Annotated in this window: 14 protein-coding genes; 6 read left to right on the top strand and 8 right to left on the bottom strand. The window is 61.3% G+C overall.

All coding sequences use genetic code 11. The features are described from left to right. Window positions 1-94: 94 nt before the first annotated feature. The gene (locus DVR09_RS01240; protein ID WP_115415321.1) at window positions 95-661 is read right to left on the bottom strand and encodes a DUF4440 domain-containing protein; all 567 of its coding nucleotides are present in this window, start codon (window positions 659-661) and stop codon (window positions 95-97) included. A 99-nt stretch (window positions 662-760) separates the two neighbouring features. Between DVR09_RS01240 and DVR09_RS01245 the strand changes: the two genes are divergently transcribed. Beyond that, on the top strand, window positions 761-1423 hold the full coding sequence (locus DVR09_RS01245; RefSeq protein WP_115415322.1) for a hypothetical protein: 663 nt from the start codon (window positions 761-763) through the stop codon (window positions 1421-1423). Window positions 1424-1667: 244 nt separating this feature from the next. On the opposite strand, the gene DVR09_RS01250 is transcribed toward DVR09_RS01245, so the two are convergent. After that, window positions 1668-1907, bottom strand: coding sequence for a hypothetical protein (locus DVR09_RS01250; protein WP_115415323.1), 240 nt, complete (start codon window positions 1905-1907; stop codon window positions 1668-1670). A 68-nt stretch (window positions 1908-1975) separates the two neighbouring features. Beyond that, a complete protein-coding gene (locus DVR09_RS01255) occupies window positions 1976-2230 on the bottom strand; it encodes an HP1242/YdcH family protein (RefSeq protein WP_115415324.1) in 255 nt (84 codons plus the stop codon). 391 nt (window positions 2231-2621) lie between these two features. On the opposite strand from DVR09_RS01255, the gene DVR09_RS01260 reads away from it, so the two are divergent. Further along, on the top strand, window positions 2622-3788 hold the full coding sequence (locus tag DVR09_RS01260) for an HNH endonuclease (protein WP_234041502.1): 1167 nt from the start codon (window positions 2622-2624) through the stop codon (window positions 3786-3788). 5 nt (window positions 3789-3793) lie between these two features. Here DVR09_RS01260 and DVR09_RS01265 read toward each other — a convergent pair whose 3' ends face one another. Then, window positions 3794-4855 carry a ribonucleotide-diphosphate reductase subunit beta gene (locus DVR09_RS01265; protein ID WP_115415325.1) on the bottom strand — a complete coding sequence of 354 codons (1062 nt, stop codon included), beginning with the start codon at window positions 4853-4855 and terminating at the stop codon, window positions 3794-3796. A gap of 671 nt (window positions 4856-5526) precedes the next feature. Here DVR09_RS01265 and DVR09_RS01275 point away from each other — a divergent pair. Continuing rightward, complete coding sequence (locus DVR09_RS01275; protein ID WP_162814808.1) at window positions 5527-6723, top strand: GGDEF domain-containing protein; 1197 nt, start codon at window positions 5527-5529, stop codon at window positions 6721-6723. Window positions 6724-6914: 191 nt separating this feature from the next. Here DVR09_RS01275 and DVR09_RS01280 read toward each other — a convergent pair whose 3' ends face one another. Both DVR09_RS01280 and DVR09_RS01285 read right to left on the bottom strand, forming a co-directional pair. After that, complete coding sequence (locus DVR09_RS01280; protein WP_115415328.1) at window positions 6915-8936, bottom strand: ribonucleoside-diphosphate reductase subunit alpha; 2022 nt, start codon at window positions 8934-8936, stop codon at window positions 6915-6917. 510 nt (window positions 8937-9446) lie between these two features. Further along, window positions 9447-10328 (bottom strand): alpha/beta fold hydrolase, encoded by an 882-nt coding sequence (locus DVR09_RS01285; RefSeq protein ID WP_115417714.1) that lies wholly within the window; start codon window positions 10326-10328, stop codon window positions 9447-9449. Window positions 10329-10534: 206 nt separating this feature from the next. Here DVR09_RS01285 and DVR09_RS01290 point away from each other — a divergent pair, with 206 nt between their 5' ends. Together DVR09_RS01290 and DVR09_RS01295 are read left to right on the top strand one after the other, a co-directional pair. Further along, window positions 10535-10870, top strand: coding sequence for a PilZ domain-containing protein (locus DVR09_RS01290; RefSeq protein ID WP_115415329.1), 336 nt, complete (start codon window positions 10535-10537; stop codon window positions 10868-10870). A gap of 121 nt (window positions 10871-10991) precedes the next feature. Beyond that, window positions 10992-11354, top strand: a complete 363-nt coding sequence (locus tag DVR09_RS01295; protein ID WP_115415330.1) for a PilZ domain-containing protein — start codon at window positions 10992-10994, stop codon at window positions 11352-11354. A 43-nt stretch (window positions 11355-11397) separates the two neighbouring features. Here DVR09_RS01295 and nadB read toward each other — a convergent pair whose 3' ends face one another. Continuing rightward, entirely contained in the window at window positions 11398-12996 is a 1599-nt protein-coding gene (gene nadB / locus DVR09_RS01300; protein ID WP_115415331.1) for an L-aspartate oxidase, read from the bottom strand. A gap of 382 nt (window positions 12997-13378) precedes the next feature. Between nadB and DVR09_RS01305 the strand changes: the two genes are divergently transcribed. Continuing rightward, the gene (locus tag DVR09_RS01305) at window positions 13379-13897 is read left to right on the top strand and encodes a hypothetical protein (RefSeq protein WP_162814809.1); all 519 of its coding nucleotides are present in this window, start codon (window positions 13379-13381) and stop codon (window positions 13895-13897) included. 4 nt (window positions 13898-13901) lie between these two features. Here DVR09_RS01305 and DVR09_RS01310 read toward each other — a convergent pair whose 3' ends face one another. Continuing rightward, a complete protein-coding gene (locus DVR09_RS01310) occupies window positions 13902-14840 on the bottom strand; it encodes an ABC transporter ATP-binding protein (RefSeq protein ID WP_115415333.1) in 939 nt (312 codons plus the stop codon). Window positions 14841-14849 lie beyond the last annotated feature (9 nt).

Genomic DNA, 14849 nt, shown 5'->3' on the forward strand with positions numbered 1-14849 from the left:
GCGAGTTAGCGCCGCCATGCGCGCGAGGCAAAGGTTTCCGCCATGCCTGCCTGCCGCAGGCGGATAAGGGGCCAGCGCCCGGCTATCGGTCGGGCTAGGGACGCGCAGCGGTCTGCGGCGGGTAGGGCACGGCCGGACCATGATCGATGCTGAGGCTTTCGAGCAGACGGAAGCGGCCTTCTTCCGGCATCCACTGCCAGGAATGGATGTAGCGCCCGCCACCGGTCATCTCCCAGCCGCCCCGCCCGCCCTCGTGCGAGGCGCGCCATTCGTGGAAGGTGTGGTGCCCTTCCTCCGGCACCCCCCAATCGCCGAGCTTCTGGATGCGGCGCGATCCCGGCACCGGCAGGCGGCGGTTGCGATACCCTTCGTTCTTGCCGCCCGGGGCGCGATCGGCGCAATTCCTGCGGGATTGCTCGATCATCTGCGCCCCGCTCGAAAGCGGCATGCCGACAAGATCGTGCAGCATGCGAAAGTCCGGATGGATCAGATCGGAAACCGCATCGGGATCGCAGCCCTCGAAAAACCCCCAGAAGAGCCGCGCGTCATTGGCGACGATCCGTTTCTCCAGTGCATCGCCGGTCGGCATGGGTTGCGGCGCGGGTACGGCGGCGGCGGGAGCTTGAGCGAGGAGCAGCGCGGCGACGAGGCTGGGCAGCATGGAAATTCCCTATCCCTTTGTGTGTTGCCGCTATAATACAGTAAATGCATTTCAGGGCAACCGGCTTTCAATCTTGCGCCAAGGGGTTAGGGATAGGGGATGGTTTCCGCTCGCATTCTACCCACCCTGGCCTCGGCGCTGGCTCTTGCGGCCTGCGCCCACACATCCAAGCCGCGGACGGACATTGCGGCCCATCCGCAAGAGGCCTTCTGGCAGGCCCTGTCGAGCCATTGCGGCCGGGCTTATGACGGGCGCCTCGCAAGCAGCGATGCGCGCGATGCGAATTTCCCGCAGCGGCGGCTGGTGGCGCATTGGGCGCAATGCGACGAGGAGCGGATTGCGATTGCGTTTCACGCGATGCACTTCGGCGCGGCGGACGAGCCCGTCTGGGACCGTAGCCGGACCTGGATCGTGACTCGCCAGGGCGCGGGGGCGGATGCTCGCTTCACGTTGAAGCACGATCACCGCCACGCCGATGGCGAAGCCGATGCCGTGACCTTCTATGGAGGAGCCTCCGCCGAGTCAGGGGGCGTGCGGGGCCAGGACTTTCCTGTCGACGATGAAAGCATCGCGCTGTTTTCACGCGAGGGGCTCGATGCCTCGCTGACCAATGTCTGGCGCATCGAGGTCGACCCGGCAGGCATGCCGGACGCCACCTTCGCTTATCAACTCACCCGCCGCAACGATCCGACGAGGCTGTTCCGCGTGGAATTCGACGCGAGCGCGCCGGTGGAGCCGCCCCCACCCGCCTGGGGTTGGTGACGGCGGCAAAACCCCGGCGCGGGACCTCCCCTTTTCCCAGGCGATACCCGAGATATGGGCCGCACCGATCGCGGGCTTGGATAAACGACCGTATCCGCCGCGCGCCCCCTTAGCGACGCATCGCAAGGAGGGGGGGATAATCGGAACGGCACACGAACGCCATCATGCCTCGCGGCGACCGCAGGAGGAAACCGCCGTTTACCCCCGCGAGCCTGTTCGGGCACACCCGTTTCGCTTGCGCGGATTACTCGGTGTCGGCCTGACCGTTATCCGCAGGCGCGCCCTCTTCGGGCACATTGGTCATCGGCGTATCGGGCGTGTCGACGGGCACCGCATCGGGATCCGGCTGGGTCACGATCAGTTCGCCGCCACCTTCATCGGTCGCGTCGACCTCGTAAGCGGTCTCCTCGGGCTCGGCGCCGCAGGCGGCAAGCGCGAAGGCGGCTGCCAGCGGCAGGGCTGTGGCGGCAAGACGGCTGTTCATGGCAATTCTCCTGTGGTGAGACCTATGCCGGGAGGCCCGCACGAGAGCGGCTATCCTCCGGCAAGCGATCAGGCCGCCTCGCGCGCCTTGGCGACGATGGCGGTAATTTCGTCGAGCAGGGTAAGGCGCTTCCTCTTGAGCTCTTCGGTGCGCTCGTCGCTCGCCGCCTCGGTCTCCGCCTCGATCCGGTGTACTTCGCGGTTCACCTCGTGATATTCGTCGGCGAGCCGCGCGTAATGCGCATCGTCCTGCTTGAGCCGCGTAATCAGTTCGCGATCTCGGGCGAAGATTTGAGTCAGTTCATTGGGCGTGTGCTGCGACATGCGGGTCCTTTCCGTAATGTTGGCGACAACCCTAGCAGGGGCGGCCGAACAATCATTGAGCTGGATCAAATTTGCGGTGGGGAAGGTAGGTGGTATTGACCTGTCGGTTATTAGGCCAATCTGCAGCAGCTCTAAAAATGTCCTTTCTATGATCCGTCGGTGCTAAATGACACTGGCTTCATCCAGGTTCGTTTTCGAATCACAGTCATGACAGTACGCATAATCAAATACGGCTCGTAATTTCCAAGCTTGTGCCCCAACGTCCCAAGCACCCCAAGCATCCCGGGAAACGTTTTCCGAACCACATTGAGCGCACATCACTATTATACCTTGATCTTTCACATGCTCAGCCATGAAGGCATGGTGACAGGAATTCTTCAGAAAGGAAGCCATGTCAGGAGGGAATTGGTCCGAAGTGGTCGAGATTGCCGTGAGGCGATTGGTGGCCCGTCGAGGACAGGCAGAATTCACTCGCCAGCAACTCATTGATGAAGAACTTGACCGCATAGTTCGAGAGACTGGGTCGCGCGGTGCAACGCCAGAGATGACCTTGAGTAGAGAATTGCAGCAACTACGAGACGCCGGGCAAATTTCTTTTGAGGGACGAGGTGACTACCGGCTCCTTTCGGGACCTGTAGAACTCCCCCAAATATCGCCGTCACGCTGCGTGTTTCTGAGTGGCGAGCACTCTCCGTATGGCGACCAGCCGGAACGGTTCTATCGCTTTCCAAGGCGCCTGTTGAATGCCGCTTCACGTTCTATAGACCAATGGATCATCTATCAGCGTCCTAAGCGCGCGGGAGGACCCGATTATTTTGCGGTTGCGCGTGTAGAACAGATAGTGCGTGATCCAAGCGATGACAGCATGTTCCTCGCGCTGATCGAACCAATGACCTATCTCGAATTTGGGCGCCGGGTACCATTCAACGTTGCTGGGAGAGCTGTTGATAGGGGCCTTTTGCTCGAAGACGGGCGGATCAACGGTGGACGCGCAGTGCAATCGATCCGCCCGATCTCACTCGAAGATTTTAACCGCATTGTCGAATTTGGCATGATCGACGAGGACGATTTGCTACTTCGCGAAGACGAGTTTGGCACGACAGCCTCCATGGTGCTTCAGGACAAACAAGAGGAATGGATTGGGCCAGTCGATCGCGCCACCTTGCTAACCGAACGAAAGGTTCGCAATCGTCAATTTCGCGCGCGGGTCCTTGCAGCATATGAGTGCACGTGCGCATTGACCGGTATAAAACTGATAAATGGGGGAGGGCGAGCGGAAGCTCAGGCAGCACATATTTGGAGCGTCGAGCAAGGCGGGCCGGACACCATCGCAAATGGAATTGCGCTTTCGGGCACCGTACATTGGATGTTTGACCGAGGACTGATTTCGTTATCAGACGAGGGCGATATCCTATTGTCGCGCAAGATAAATGACATGGCGAGCGTTGAAAAATTAATCCACCCCGACCGAAAAGCGCGCTTTCCCGCTAATGATTCTTCGCGCCCCGATACCAAATACCTTGCTTGGCACCGGGAATGGCACGGGGTGGCTGCGTAAATCCATCACTCCGCCGCCTGCGCTCCTTCGCCGTCCTCGCCGAACAGGCCCGGGCCGTCATCCTCGGCTTCTTCCTCGTTCGCGGCCTTGGCCTTGTTGCGCTTGTCGAAGCTCGACCAGACGGTGTTCCAATCGCCGCGGGTCGCGCCCTTCGAATATTCGGTCGCGCGGGTTTCGAAGAAGTTGGCGTGCTCCACGCCGTTGAGCAGCGGGGCGAGCCAGGGCAGCGGGTGGTCGTCGACCATGTAGATCGGCTGCAGGCCAAGCTGGCTGAGGCGCCAGTCGGCGATGTAGCGGATATACTTCTTGATTTCCTTCGCGGTCATGCCCGGCACCGGGCCATCCTCGAAGGCGAGGTCGATGAAGGCATCTTCCAGCCGCACCGTCTTCTGGCACATATCCATGATGTCTTCCTTGACCGCCTTGGTCAGGCAGTCGCGCTCGCGAGCGAATTCATGGAACAGGCGGGTAATGCCTTCGCAATGCAGGCTTTCGTCGCGGACCGACCAGCTAACGATCTGGCCCATGCCCTTCATCTTGTTGAAGCGCGGGAAATTCATCAGCATGGCGAAGCTGGCGAACAGTTGCAGACCTTCGGTGAAGCCGCCGAACATGGCCAGTGTGCGGGCGATATCCTCGTCCGTGTCGACCCCGAATTCCTGCAAATAGTCGTGCTTGTCCTTCATTTCCTCATATTCGAGGAACATGCCATATTCGCTTTCGGGCATGCCGATCGTGTCGAGCAGATGGCTGTAGGCGGCGATGTGCACCGTCTCCATATTGCTGAACGCGGTCAGCATCATCTTGATCTCGGTCGGCTTGAACACGCGGCCATATTTGTCGTGGTAGCAATCCTGCACCTCGACATCGGCCTGAGTGAAGAAGCGGAAGATCTGGGTGAGCAGATTGCGCTCGTGATCGGTGAGCTTCTGCGCCCAGTCGCGGCAGTCCTCGCCCAGCGGCACTTCTTCCGGCAGCCAGTGCACCTGCTGCTGCCGCTTCCAGAAATCGTAGGCCCAGGGGTACTCGAAGGGCTTGTAGGTCTTGCGGGCTTCGAGCAACGACATGTTGTGGATCTCCGGTTTTTCGCGTGAACGACTCATATAGTGAATCAGAGCTTGGATTCGAAGGCAAGCGGCAATGATTCGGCGGGATAAGATGGAAAAAGGCCCGCCCTGCGCCTCGCCGCTTCACCTGTGCGACGAACTGCGGAACACGCTCGAGGCAAAATCCGTTGGTAGGATATTCGATATGCAACACGGGAACAGCGGCATCGTCCGGTTTCCCCTTTTGCGGGCGATGTCCGTAAACCCCGGCGCCCCGCTCCTCGACATCGAGGGCGGGGCGCCATCGGTTCCGCAGCCCGGGCCTTCCACGAAGCATGGACCGACTTTCCCGATCCTCCGCCGACAAGGCGTAAGCCACGCAAAATAAAGGCGCTCCACACGGTCGAGAAGGTTCGCAGCGAGGCGCATCCGCAAGCTGCGACCGGAGAAGATCCGCCTATTGGGAAAGTCGGCACCGGCCCGGCTGTCTGGAAGACGGTGCGCGCATTCGCACGAGCCTCGGCACCAAAGCTGTGACAGAAAACGCATATGCGCATCCATCGCTTGCGGTCCCGCCGCGGATCGCACACAGCCCGCCCCGGGGAAGCCCGAAGCCGGCTTGGTATATAAGGCGTGGGATAATGTGCAAGTCGTTGCAAGATTGCGGTATTCCGGTACAGTCGCGAGTGCAAATGGACCGGGCGCAAGACTTCGACCTCGCCGCTGCGGCGCATGCCGCCCTGGCCGGCAAAAAGCCCCCGCGCGGGTGGGACCACAGACTACATGCCGCAATCGCGGAATCGCTCGGCGATCTGCACTATCGCGAAGGGCGGTTCCTCATGGCGCTGGGCACGGCGGTGGCCGTTCTATCGCTGGGGGTGGACGCGCTGATCGCGTCCGATCATTTCACGAAAATCGCCGCGGTCAGGTTGGGGGCGGTACTGCCCTTCACCCTGTCCGCGCTGCTGCTTCCCCGACGGCTGCTTGCCCTGCAAAAGCTGTTGATGGGCCTGTCGCTCATCGGCTTCGGGGTGAGTATGGCCTATGCAAGCGCCTTCGTTCCCTCGCCTGACAATGCCCTCCTGGCTCTCGGGGTCGTGACATTGTTCGGGCTTGCCCTGCCGGTGCTGCCGTTTCGCCGGTGGCAGATGATCGGTTTCGCCTTGCTGTATGGGCTGGCGGTGGGAGGGTTCCTGCTCCTCCATGGGGCCATTGTCGATTACGCCAAGACATTCATCCCGATCATGATGCTCACCATGGGCGCGGCCACCGTTCTGGCCCACCGCATCCACTGGATCGAACGGCGGAACCTGTTGCTGACACTCCAGGCAGACGAACGCGCCAAGGCTCTGGAGGAAAGCAACGCGCGACTGACCGAGCTGTCGATGAACGACCCGCTCACCGGGCTCGCGAACCGTCGCCGGGCGGAAGACACTTTCGCCGAGCATTATGCAACTCCGGTGACGGTGGGGCAGGCCGGTACCGCGCTGTTCATGGTCGATCTGGACCATTTCAAGGCGTTCAACGATCACTGGGGCCATCAGGCGGGTGACGCCTGCCTGCGCGCGGTGGCCGAAGTGATGCGGCATTCGGCCAGCCGTCATGGCGGGCTTGCCGCGCGCTTCGGCGGCGAAGAGTTCGTGGTCTTCCTGCGCGCCGACGATGCCACCCAGGCCCATGCGATCGCCGAGGAATTGCGCGTTGCGATAGAGCGGATAGAGATCGATCACCCTGCCAGCGCCACCACCGTAAGCTGCACTACCAGTATCGGTATCGCGCTGCACAAAGGCCCCAATGTGCCGGAACTCGCCGATATGCTGGCAAGAGCCGATGCCGCGCTCTATCGCGCCAAGGCCGAAGGGCGGAACCGCAGCTTGATGGCCGCCTGACACCTCTTCTGCGCGCGGCGCGGTTTGCGACGGAGCCCGGACCCGTGGCCATCGGTCGATGGCCGAATGTCCTTCAATCGGTGCCATTCCGGTAAGCCAGAGGACGATCGAGCGCGCGATCAACATAAGCTCGAGGCCGCCGATCCTGGCGGTCGGCGGCCCCGGGGCGTTTTATGCGGGCTTTCGTTCGCTTACTGGCAGGCGAGGCATTCCTCGTAATCGGTCTGCTCACCGCCGGCGGCCAGTTCGTATTTGGCCGCATCCGCGGTATTGTCGGCTTCCACACCGCCTGCAAAACCGGCGCGCTGCACGCTCTTCGAGCGCAAGTAGTAGAGCGATTTGATGCCCTTCTCCCACGCCTGGAAGTGCAGCATCATCAGGTCCCATTTGTCGACATCGGCCGGAATGAACAGGTTCAGCGATTGCGCCTGATCGATAAAGGGCGCGCGGTCGGCCGCGAATTCGAGCAGCCAGCGCTGGTCGATCTCGAAGCTGGTCTTGAAGGCGGCCTTTTCTTCCGCCGTCAGGAAATCGAGATGCTGGACGCTGCCGCCCTGCTCGAGGATCGAGTTCCAGACATTGGTCGAATTCTTGCTCTTCTTGTCGAGGATCTTCTCGAGATAGGGATTCTTGACGATGAACGAGCCCGACAGCGTCTTGTGCGTGTAGATATTGGCCGGGATCGGTTCGATGCAGGCACTGGTGCCGCCGCAGATGATGCTGATCGACGCGGTCGGCGCGATCGCCATCTTGCAACTGAAGCGCTCCATCGCGCCGGTTTCGGCGGCATCGGGGCATGGGCCGCGTTCCTGAGCGAGCACCAGCGAAGCCTCTTCGGCCTTGGCGCTGACATGTTTGAACATCTTGAGGTTCCACACCTTGGCCATCGGGCTTTCGAAGCCGATGCCCTTGGACTGGAGGAAGGAGTGGAAGCCCATCACGCCCATGCCGACGCTGCGTTCGCGCATGGCCGAATATTTCGCCCGGGCCATTTCGTCGGGTGCGCGATCGATATAGTCCTGCAGCACATTGTCGAGGAAGCGCATGACATCCTCGATGAAGGTCTTGTCCTCGTTCCATTCGTCCCATTTCTCGAGATTGAGCGAGGACAGGCAGCAGACCGCCGTGCGATCGTTGCCGAGATGGTCGATCCCGGTCGGCAGCGTGATTTCGGCGCACAGGTTCGAGGTCGAAACCTTAAGGCCCAGCTCGCGGTGATGCTTGGGCATCATCCGGTTCACCGTGTCCGAGAACACGATATAGGGCTCGCCGGTCGCAAGGCGGGTTTCGACCAGCTTCTGAAACAGCGAACGCGCGTCGACCGTCTTGCGGACCGAACCGTCCTTGGGGCTTAGAAGATCGAATTCCTCGCCGTTGCGAACCGCCTCCATGAAGGCGTCGGTCACCAGCACGCCGTGATGCAAGTTCAGCGCCTTGCGGTTGAAGTCGCCGCTCGGCTTGCGGATTTCGAGGAACTCCTCGATCTCGGGGTGCGAGACGTCGATGTAGCAGGCAGCCGAACCGCGGCGCAGCGAACCCTGGCTAATTGCCAGCGTAAGGCTGTCCATCACGCGGACGAAAGGAATGATGCCGCTGGTCTTGCCGTTGAGGCCCACGGGTTCGCCGATGCCGCGGACATTGCCCCAATAGGTGCCAATGCCGCCACCCTTCGAAGCCAGCCAGACATTCTCGTTCCAGGTATTGACGATCCCGTCGAGGCTGTCGGCCACGCTGTTGAGATAGCACGAAATCGGCAGGCCGCGCGTGGTGCCGCCATTCGACAGAACCGGCGTCGCCGGCATGAACCACAGCCTGGAAATATAATCGTAGAGGCGCTGCGCATGGTCCGCATCGTCGGCAAAATAATCCGCGACACGCGCGAACAGGTCCTGATATTTCTCACCCGGCAGCAGGTAGCGATCGGTTAGCGTTTCCTTGCCGAATTCGGTCAGCAGGGCGTCTCGGCTCTCGTCGATCTGCACGTCGAAACGCCGGTCGAGCACTTTCTTGCTGTCTTCCTTGGCGGCAGCTGCAGCCGCACTCGCCACAGCACCGGCCAGCGCCTCGCCCGCCGCTTCCTGGACGAGTTCTTCGCTGCCTTTGTCAATCTTGTCCATCGCAACCGCTTTCTTGCCGGTAGTGGGCTCCTCGACGGTGTCCTGCCTATCCAGATCCAGTGCCATCGCCGTATCGTCCCCGCTCTTGAAATCCATCGTCTGCCCCGCTGTCCGTATCATTCGCGTGCCTGATTCCAGGCCCCGCATGTTCCGCTTGTGTTCGAGTCGCCGGGGCATCGCCCTCGCCTACCAATTCCTTGCGGCTCCGGGGCAAAAACTTGTCCCTTTTTTCCCACAGGCCCGCTTGGTCGCGCCAATCTTCCAATATGGGAAGTCCGCCGCAAATCGCTAGGTCTTGTGGGTACCCCCAGCCGCTCTACCACTAGATACTGAATCAGCCGGGACTCCAGCGCAAGGGGGTTGGCGGCGATTTACCGCGGACACGCAGGGTCGGAGCATGGTGACTTATCTTGTTGCAACGCCGCGACGCGTGGACGAAGCTGGACTCGCGGCGAGCGCAAGGGCGAAAATGAATCCGGGAAAAAAATTTTGCGGGCAAAAATGATCGTGCCGGGTTGAGATTCGTTCGAATCCGGACGCGCAATTTTGGAATCCGGAAGCGGGTGTAGGCTGCCGCGCTCGGTCGCGGCTCGAAGACGAACCCACCTAGCCCGCATTCGCCTTTGCATGGTCGGCGATTGCATCGGCAAGCTCGTCGACCAGTTCGAGCGGGAGATCATGCCCCCATCCCGGGATCGTCTTCAGCTTCGCTCCGCGAATCGAGGCAGCGGTATCGCGGCCGCCTTCGCAAGGGACCTGTGGATCGTCCTCGCCATGCAGAACCAAAGTCGGCACGGAAATGGTTTCGAGCATGTCGCGCCGGTCGCCATCGGCGACGATGGCCGACAAATGCCGAGTCGGCCCTTCGGGATAGAAACTGCGCCGCACGCTCGCCCTGGTCCGTTCGCGCAGGCGTTCATCTGCGGTTGGATAGCCGGGCGAACCGATGGTGCGAGCGAGCATGATGCCATGTTCGACCAGCGCCTCTTCCTCGGTGGTTTTGGGCCGTGTGACCAGGGCCTTCAGCGCTTCGGGTTTCGCGGGCGGCAGCTTGGGATTGCCGGTGGACGAGAAAATCGAGGTGAGCGAGAGGCATTTGTCCGCGTGGCGCGAGGCGAAATGCTGCGCGATCATTCCCCCCATGCTCGCCCCGACGATATGGGCCTTGGCGATTCCCAGTGCGTCGAGCAGGCCCGCCCCGTCATCGGCCATATCGGCTAGCGTATAAGGCACTTTGGGCGTGAGGCCGATCTTGGACAGCAGAGTCATCTTGACGAGGCCGGGCGCCTTCACACCGTCGAACTTGTGACTGAGTCCGATATCGCGATTGTCGTAGCGAATGACACGAAAGCCGTGGTTGGCAAGCGCCTCCACCAGCTCGTCGGGCCATAATGTCAGTTGCGCGCCGAAGCCCATGATCAGCAATATCGGCGGATTGGCCTCGTCGCCATGGGCCTCGTAATGAATCTCGATTTCGTTCGCTGTCACCTTGGGCAAACCGCGTCTCCCTCTACCCGTTTCCCGCAAACTCACCGGAATTGCCGAGGATTGTCCATCGCGAAATCGGGAGAAGGGTAAAACTATGGTAACCGCCGGGTAAAAGCGCGCGCGAATATGTCGTTCGGATACAAGCGCGCCTGGCGTTCGCGGTCCATCTTGATTGCGGTCGCAAACCGACAGCAACAGGACACGCCATGGTCGATCGTAGACGCGAAGGGCGCACGCTCACACAGGAATTCGTGCGCATCACCATCGCCGGTATCGGCCTGCGCTGCGCCATGCGCAATCTATCGCCGTCCGGCTGCATGGTCGAATGCCCCGATCTCACACCCAGGATCGGCGCGCCGGTCGAGCTGGCGCTTCTGCCGGAATACATCGCTCAGGGCCAAGTCGCTTGGCAATTGGGCGAAAGCATCGGCATCTTTTTTCTCGAACCGATCGACGCCCATGTCGTCCGCCATTACGCATCCGATCAATGGTCGCCGCGCGGCGACTGGTCTTTCGGCGGATGGGCCTTGCCGAGAAGTTAGGTTCCATGCAGGAAATCCGTCTTTCCCGGCCGGATTTGACGCATTTTTACAATACGAAGGCTTGTGACCGGAGGACCCTGATAACCGGGCATAATGCTCGGGTCGCTGGGGTCATCAACAAATGGAACGGCGTAGGCACAAACGCTTCAATACGAATAAGGAAATTCTGGTCTCGGTGAACGATGCCGTGATGCGGGGCCGGATGCTGAACCTTTCGGATGACGGCTGCATGATCGCTTGCGACAGCAAGAGCGCATCGAGGGGCCGGAAAGTGACGGTCACGCTGATCGACAGGGTTTGTGTCGAAGGCGAGATCATATGGGCCAATAATCGCAGGATCGGCGTTACATTCTATCGCAAGCTCGATGCGGTGACCGTTCGCTATTTTCAAATCGACAATATCGCACTCGGCGACAGCCAGCCCCTTGCAGACCAATTCGGGCGCGATATGCCGCCGATGCGGCCCAACCGGGACTTGGATTGAGCCGGGCGACCGTGGCGGAGTCCACCGATGCCGCCGCCCACCCTCACGGGACGAGCACGGTGTCGCGCGCGACAGGGTCGGTCTGCGGATAATCCATGATGAAATGCAGCCCCCGGCTTTCGTGCCGCTTCAGCGCGCTCCTCACGATCAGGGCAGCGCATTCGAGCAGATTGCGTAGCTCGATCAGATCGGTGGTGACCCGGAAGCTGCCGTAATAGTCTTCCACTTCCTGCCGAAGCATCTCGATCCGATTGCCTGCGCGTTCGAGCCGCTTGGTCGTGCGCACGATGCCGACATAATTCCACATGAACCGCCGGATCTCGGTCCAGTTCTGCTTGATGACCACCTCTTCGTCGGAATCGGTGACCCTGCTTTCATCCCATGGCAGGATTGCGGGTGGATCGTCGAGCTGGTCCCAGCATTCGAGAATGTCCTTGGCCGCCGCTTCGCCGAAAACGAAGCATTCGAGCAGGCTGTTCGACGCCAGCCTGTTGGCCCCGTGCAGGCCGCTTTCGGTGCATTCGCCTGCCGCCCACAGACCGGGTAAATCGGTCTTCGCGTCGAGCCCGATCTTCACCCCGCCGCATGTGTAGTGCTGTGCGGGGACGACTGGGATGGGATCTTTGGTCATGTCGATCCCGAGCCCGAGAAGTTTCTCGTGAATTGTCGGGAAATGCTCGACCACGAATTCGGGCGATCGATGGCTGATGTCGAGATGGACATAGTCCAGCCCGTATCGCTTGATCTGATCGTCATTCGCACGCGCGACGATATCGCGCGGCGCCAGCTCCATGCGCTCGGGATCGTATTGCTCCATGTAGCGCTCGCCGGTGACGGGATTGAACAGCCGCCCGCCTTCGCCGCGCACCGCCTCGGTAATGAGGAAGTTCTTGACCTCGAGATTGTAAAGGCAAGTCGGGTGGAACTGCATCATCTCCATGTTCGACACCCGCGCCCCGGCACGCCAGGCCATGGCGATCCCGTCGCCCGTCGCGCCGCGGGGAGAGGTGCTGAACAGATAGACGCGCCCCGCGCCGCCCGCCGCGAGCACTGTGGCGCGCGCCAGGTGGGTCACAACCTTGCCGCTTTCCTCGTCCAGCGCATAGGCGCCCCACACCCGGCCCGAACCCGAATAGTCGGCCTGGTTGCGGCCCGTCACGAGATCGATGCAGCTCTGGCCCGGCAACAGGGTAATGTTCGGATTCTCCTCCGCCGCCTTGAGCAGCGCGGCCTGCACCGCCCAGCCGGTCGCGTCGTTCACATGGACGATCCGGCGGTGCGAATGACCGCCCTCGCGCGTGAGGTGGAGGTCGCCCCCTTCATCCATGGCCTCGCGATTGAAAGGCACGCCAAGTTCACACAACCGGTCGATCGAGGCCGGCGCGCGTTCGATCACGAACTCGACCGTCTCGATATCGTTGAGACCGGCACCGGCGACCATTGTGTCGCGAATGTGATTCTCGAACGTATCGCCCGCATCGAGCACGGCGGCGATCCCGCCCTGCGCCCAGGCAGTCGAGCCGCTGTCGAGCCGACCCTTCGCCAGCACCAACACTTTTTTGGTTTCTGCCAGCGCCAGCGCCGCGGTTAGTCCGGCAGCGCCCGATCCGATGACGAGGACGTCGTGAGATGTGTCTGTCATGCGCGCGTCATGCCGAGCCAATCGTTACGCGGCAAGCAGGGAACGCTCCGGCGCAGCACGGTTAAGGTTTTTGCTTCGCCACATTACCGCCCGAATCGGCAGGGGATAACGAAAACCGGGAATTAAGGGTCGTCAATGGGACTGGGACGAATTGCCTGCGCTGTCGGCAGGCACCGTATAGATGAGAAAAACGTGAAGCGCGTTAGCGGCCAACAGGTTGGGCGCTGCCGCAATTGCAAGGCACCGATGGAAGAAATCGAACCGCATCATTGGCAATTGCTTCAGGTGCACGATGCAGGTCTTGGGCCGCGCGGTTTCCTCTAACCCGGATTCCGCGAGGCAATCCCTTGCCTATTCATGTCCGCTTTGCTTGAACGCGGCGATGGTCGAAAACCCCGCCAGCAAGGGCGATCTCGCCAAGCGCTTGTCGAGCTATTGGAAAATGGAAGGCGCGAACGTCGTCATCCTGCCCGCGATAATGGTTGCGCTCGCAGGCGGGCAAGTGGGGCCGCTTGCGCTTTTCGCCCTCGTTCCGATGTGCGGCCTGCTTCTGGTCGGCACGCTCTACTGGCGCGCCAAGCTGGCCCAGTTGCAAGGGCAGGACACCCTGCGCCCTACATTGCGGACCGTGAAAAAATGGCGCCGTCCGCTGTTCATCGCCACGATTCTTGCCGTTCTGGGAGTGATCGGCGCACTGATCGAGCCCGGCATCGCCCGGTCGCGCGGCGATTTCTGGGTCGCCTTCGCAGCCGCTCTGTTGGCGGCCCTGGAATATGTGAATTACTATCACCGCCAATTGCAGCATTTCGACCACTGGGCCGATTTCACGCGGCTGTTTTCGGGTCGTGGTTTCCGCAAGAGCCAGATGCGCCGCGATCTGGAACGCGCAGGTCTCGCCTGACGAATTACCCCGCGCCCGTGAGTTGGACGAAGACGTCTTCCAGATCGGCCTCCCGCGTGGTGACATCCTCTATCGCGTAGCCATGCGATTGGACGATCGCGAGCACCTGACCCGCGCTCGCCTTGTCGCGATCATAGGTGATTTCGAGCCGCCGCGGTTCGATCACCTCGGCCTTGGTGAAGGCCTCTTCCATGATCGGACCTCCCAGATCTTTGTCGACGGTGACCGCGACGATCTTCTCCCGCGCCATGCCGACCAGTTCGCGGGTCGGCTTGTCGGCGATCAGCTCGCCATGGTTGATAATCGCGATCCGGTCGCAGAGCTGCTCGGCCTCCTCGAGATAATGCGTGGTCAGCACAACGGTCACGCCTTCGCGATTCAGTTCGGTGACGAGTTCCCAGAGCTGGCGGCGCAGTTCCACATCGACGCCGGCAGTCGGCTCGTCGAGCACGAGGATGGGCGGAGAGTGGACCATGGCCTTGGCGATCAGCAGGCGGCGTTTCATGCCGCCTGAGAGCGTGCGCGCATAGGCATCGCGCTTGTCCCAAAGATGCACTGCCCGCAACAGCTCCTCGCTGCGGCGTTCGCTTTTCGGAATGCCGTAAAAGCCGCCCTGGTTCTCCAGCACCTCGAAAGGCGTGAAGAAGGGATCGAAGACGATCTCCTGCGGGACGATCCCGATGCTGCGCTTCGCATTGCGCGGGTTCTCCCCGATGTCGAAACCCCAGATTTCCGCGCTTCCCTCGGTCTTGGTGACCAGCCCGGCAAGGATATTGATCAGCGTAGACTTGCCCGCCCCGTTCGGCCCCAGTAATCCGAAGATCCCGCCCTGCGGCACATCGAAGCTCACGCCCTTCAAGGCCAGCTTCGGCGGCTCGCCCGGCCCCGGCGAGGCATACTCCTTGACGAGATTGTCGATGCGGATGGCCGGGGGACTATACATAGCGGCGGC

The sequence above is a fragment of the Erythrobacter aureus genome, from assembly GCF_003355455.1.
Lineage (GTDB): Bacteria > Pseudomonadota > Alphaproteobacteria > Sphingomonadales > Sphingomonadaceae > Qipengyuania > Qipengyuania aurea.

Excerpts from the sequence above, each read along its gene's own strand:
- DVR09_RS01295 (WP_115415330.1), top strand. The coding sequence starts at position 10,992 with ATGGAACGGCGTAGGCACAAACGCTTCAATACGAATAAGGAAATTCTG.
- DVR09_RS01240 (WP_115415321.1), bottom strand. The coding sequence starts at position 661 with ATGCTGCCCAGCCTCGTCGCCGCGCTGCTCCTCGCTCAAGCTCCCGCC.
- DVR09_RS01280 (WP_115415328.1), bottom strand. The coding sequence starts at position 8,936 with ATGGATTTCAAGAGCGGGGACGATACGGCGATGGCACTGGATCTGGAT.
- DVR09_RS01255 (WP_115415324.1), bottom strand. The coding sequence starts at position 2,230 with ATGTCGCAGCACACGCCCAATGAACTGACTCAAATCTTCGCCCGAGAT.
- DVR09_RS01245 (WP_115415322.1), top strand. The coding sequence starts at position 761 with ATGGTTTCCGCTCGCATTCTACCCACCCTGGCCTCGGCGCTGGCTCTT.
- nadB (WP_115415331.1), bottom strand. The coding sequence starts at position 12,996 with ATGACAGACACATCTCACGACGTCCTCGTCATCGGATCGGGCGCTGCC.
- DVR09_RS01290 (WP_115415329.1), top strand. The coding sequence starts at position 10,535 with ATGGTCGATCGTAGACGCGAAGGGCGCACGCTCACACAGGAATTCGTG.
- DVR09_RS01260 (WP_234041502.1), top strand. The coding sequence starts at position 2,622 with ATGTCAGGAGGGAATTGGTCCGAAGTGGTCGAGATTGCCGTGAGGCGA.
- DVR09_RS01265 (WP_115415325.1), bottom strand. The coding sequence starts at position 4,855 with ATGTCGTTGCTCGAAGCCCGCAAGACCTACAAGCCCTTCGAGTACCCC.
- DVR09_RS01310 (WP_115415333.1), bottom strand. The coding sequence starts at position 14,840 with ATGTATAGTCCCCCGGCCATCCGCATCGACAATCTCGTCAAGGAGTAT.
- DVR09_RS01305 (WP_162814809.1), top strand. The coding sequence starts at position 13,379 with ATGGTCGAAAACCCCGCCAGCAAGGGCGATCTCGCCAAGCGCTTGTCG.
- DVR09_RS01275 (WP_162814808.1), top strand. The coding sequence starts at position 5,527 with ATGGACCGGGCGCAAGACTTCGACCTCGCCGCTGCGGCGCATGCCGCC.
- DVR09_RS01250 (WP_115415323.1), bottom strand. The coding sequence starts at position 1,907 with ATGAACAGCCGTCTTGCCGCCACAGCCCTGCCGCTGGCAGCCGCCTTC.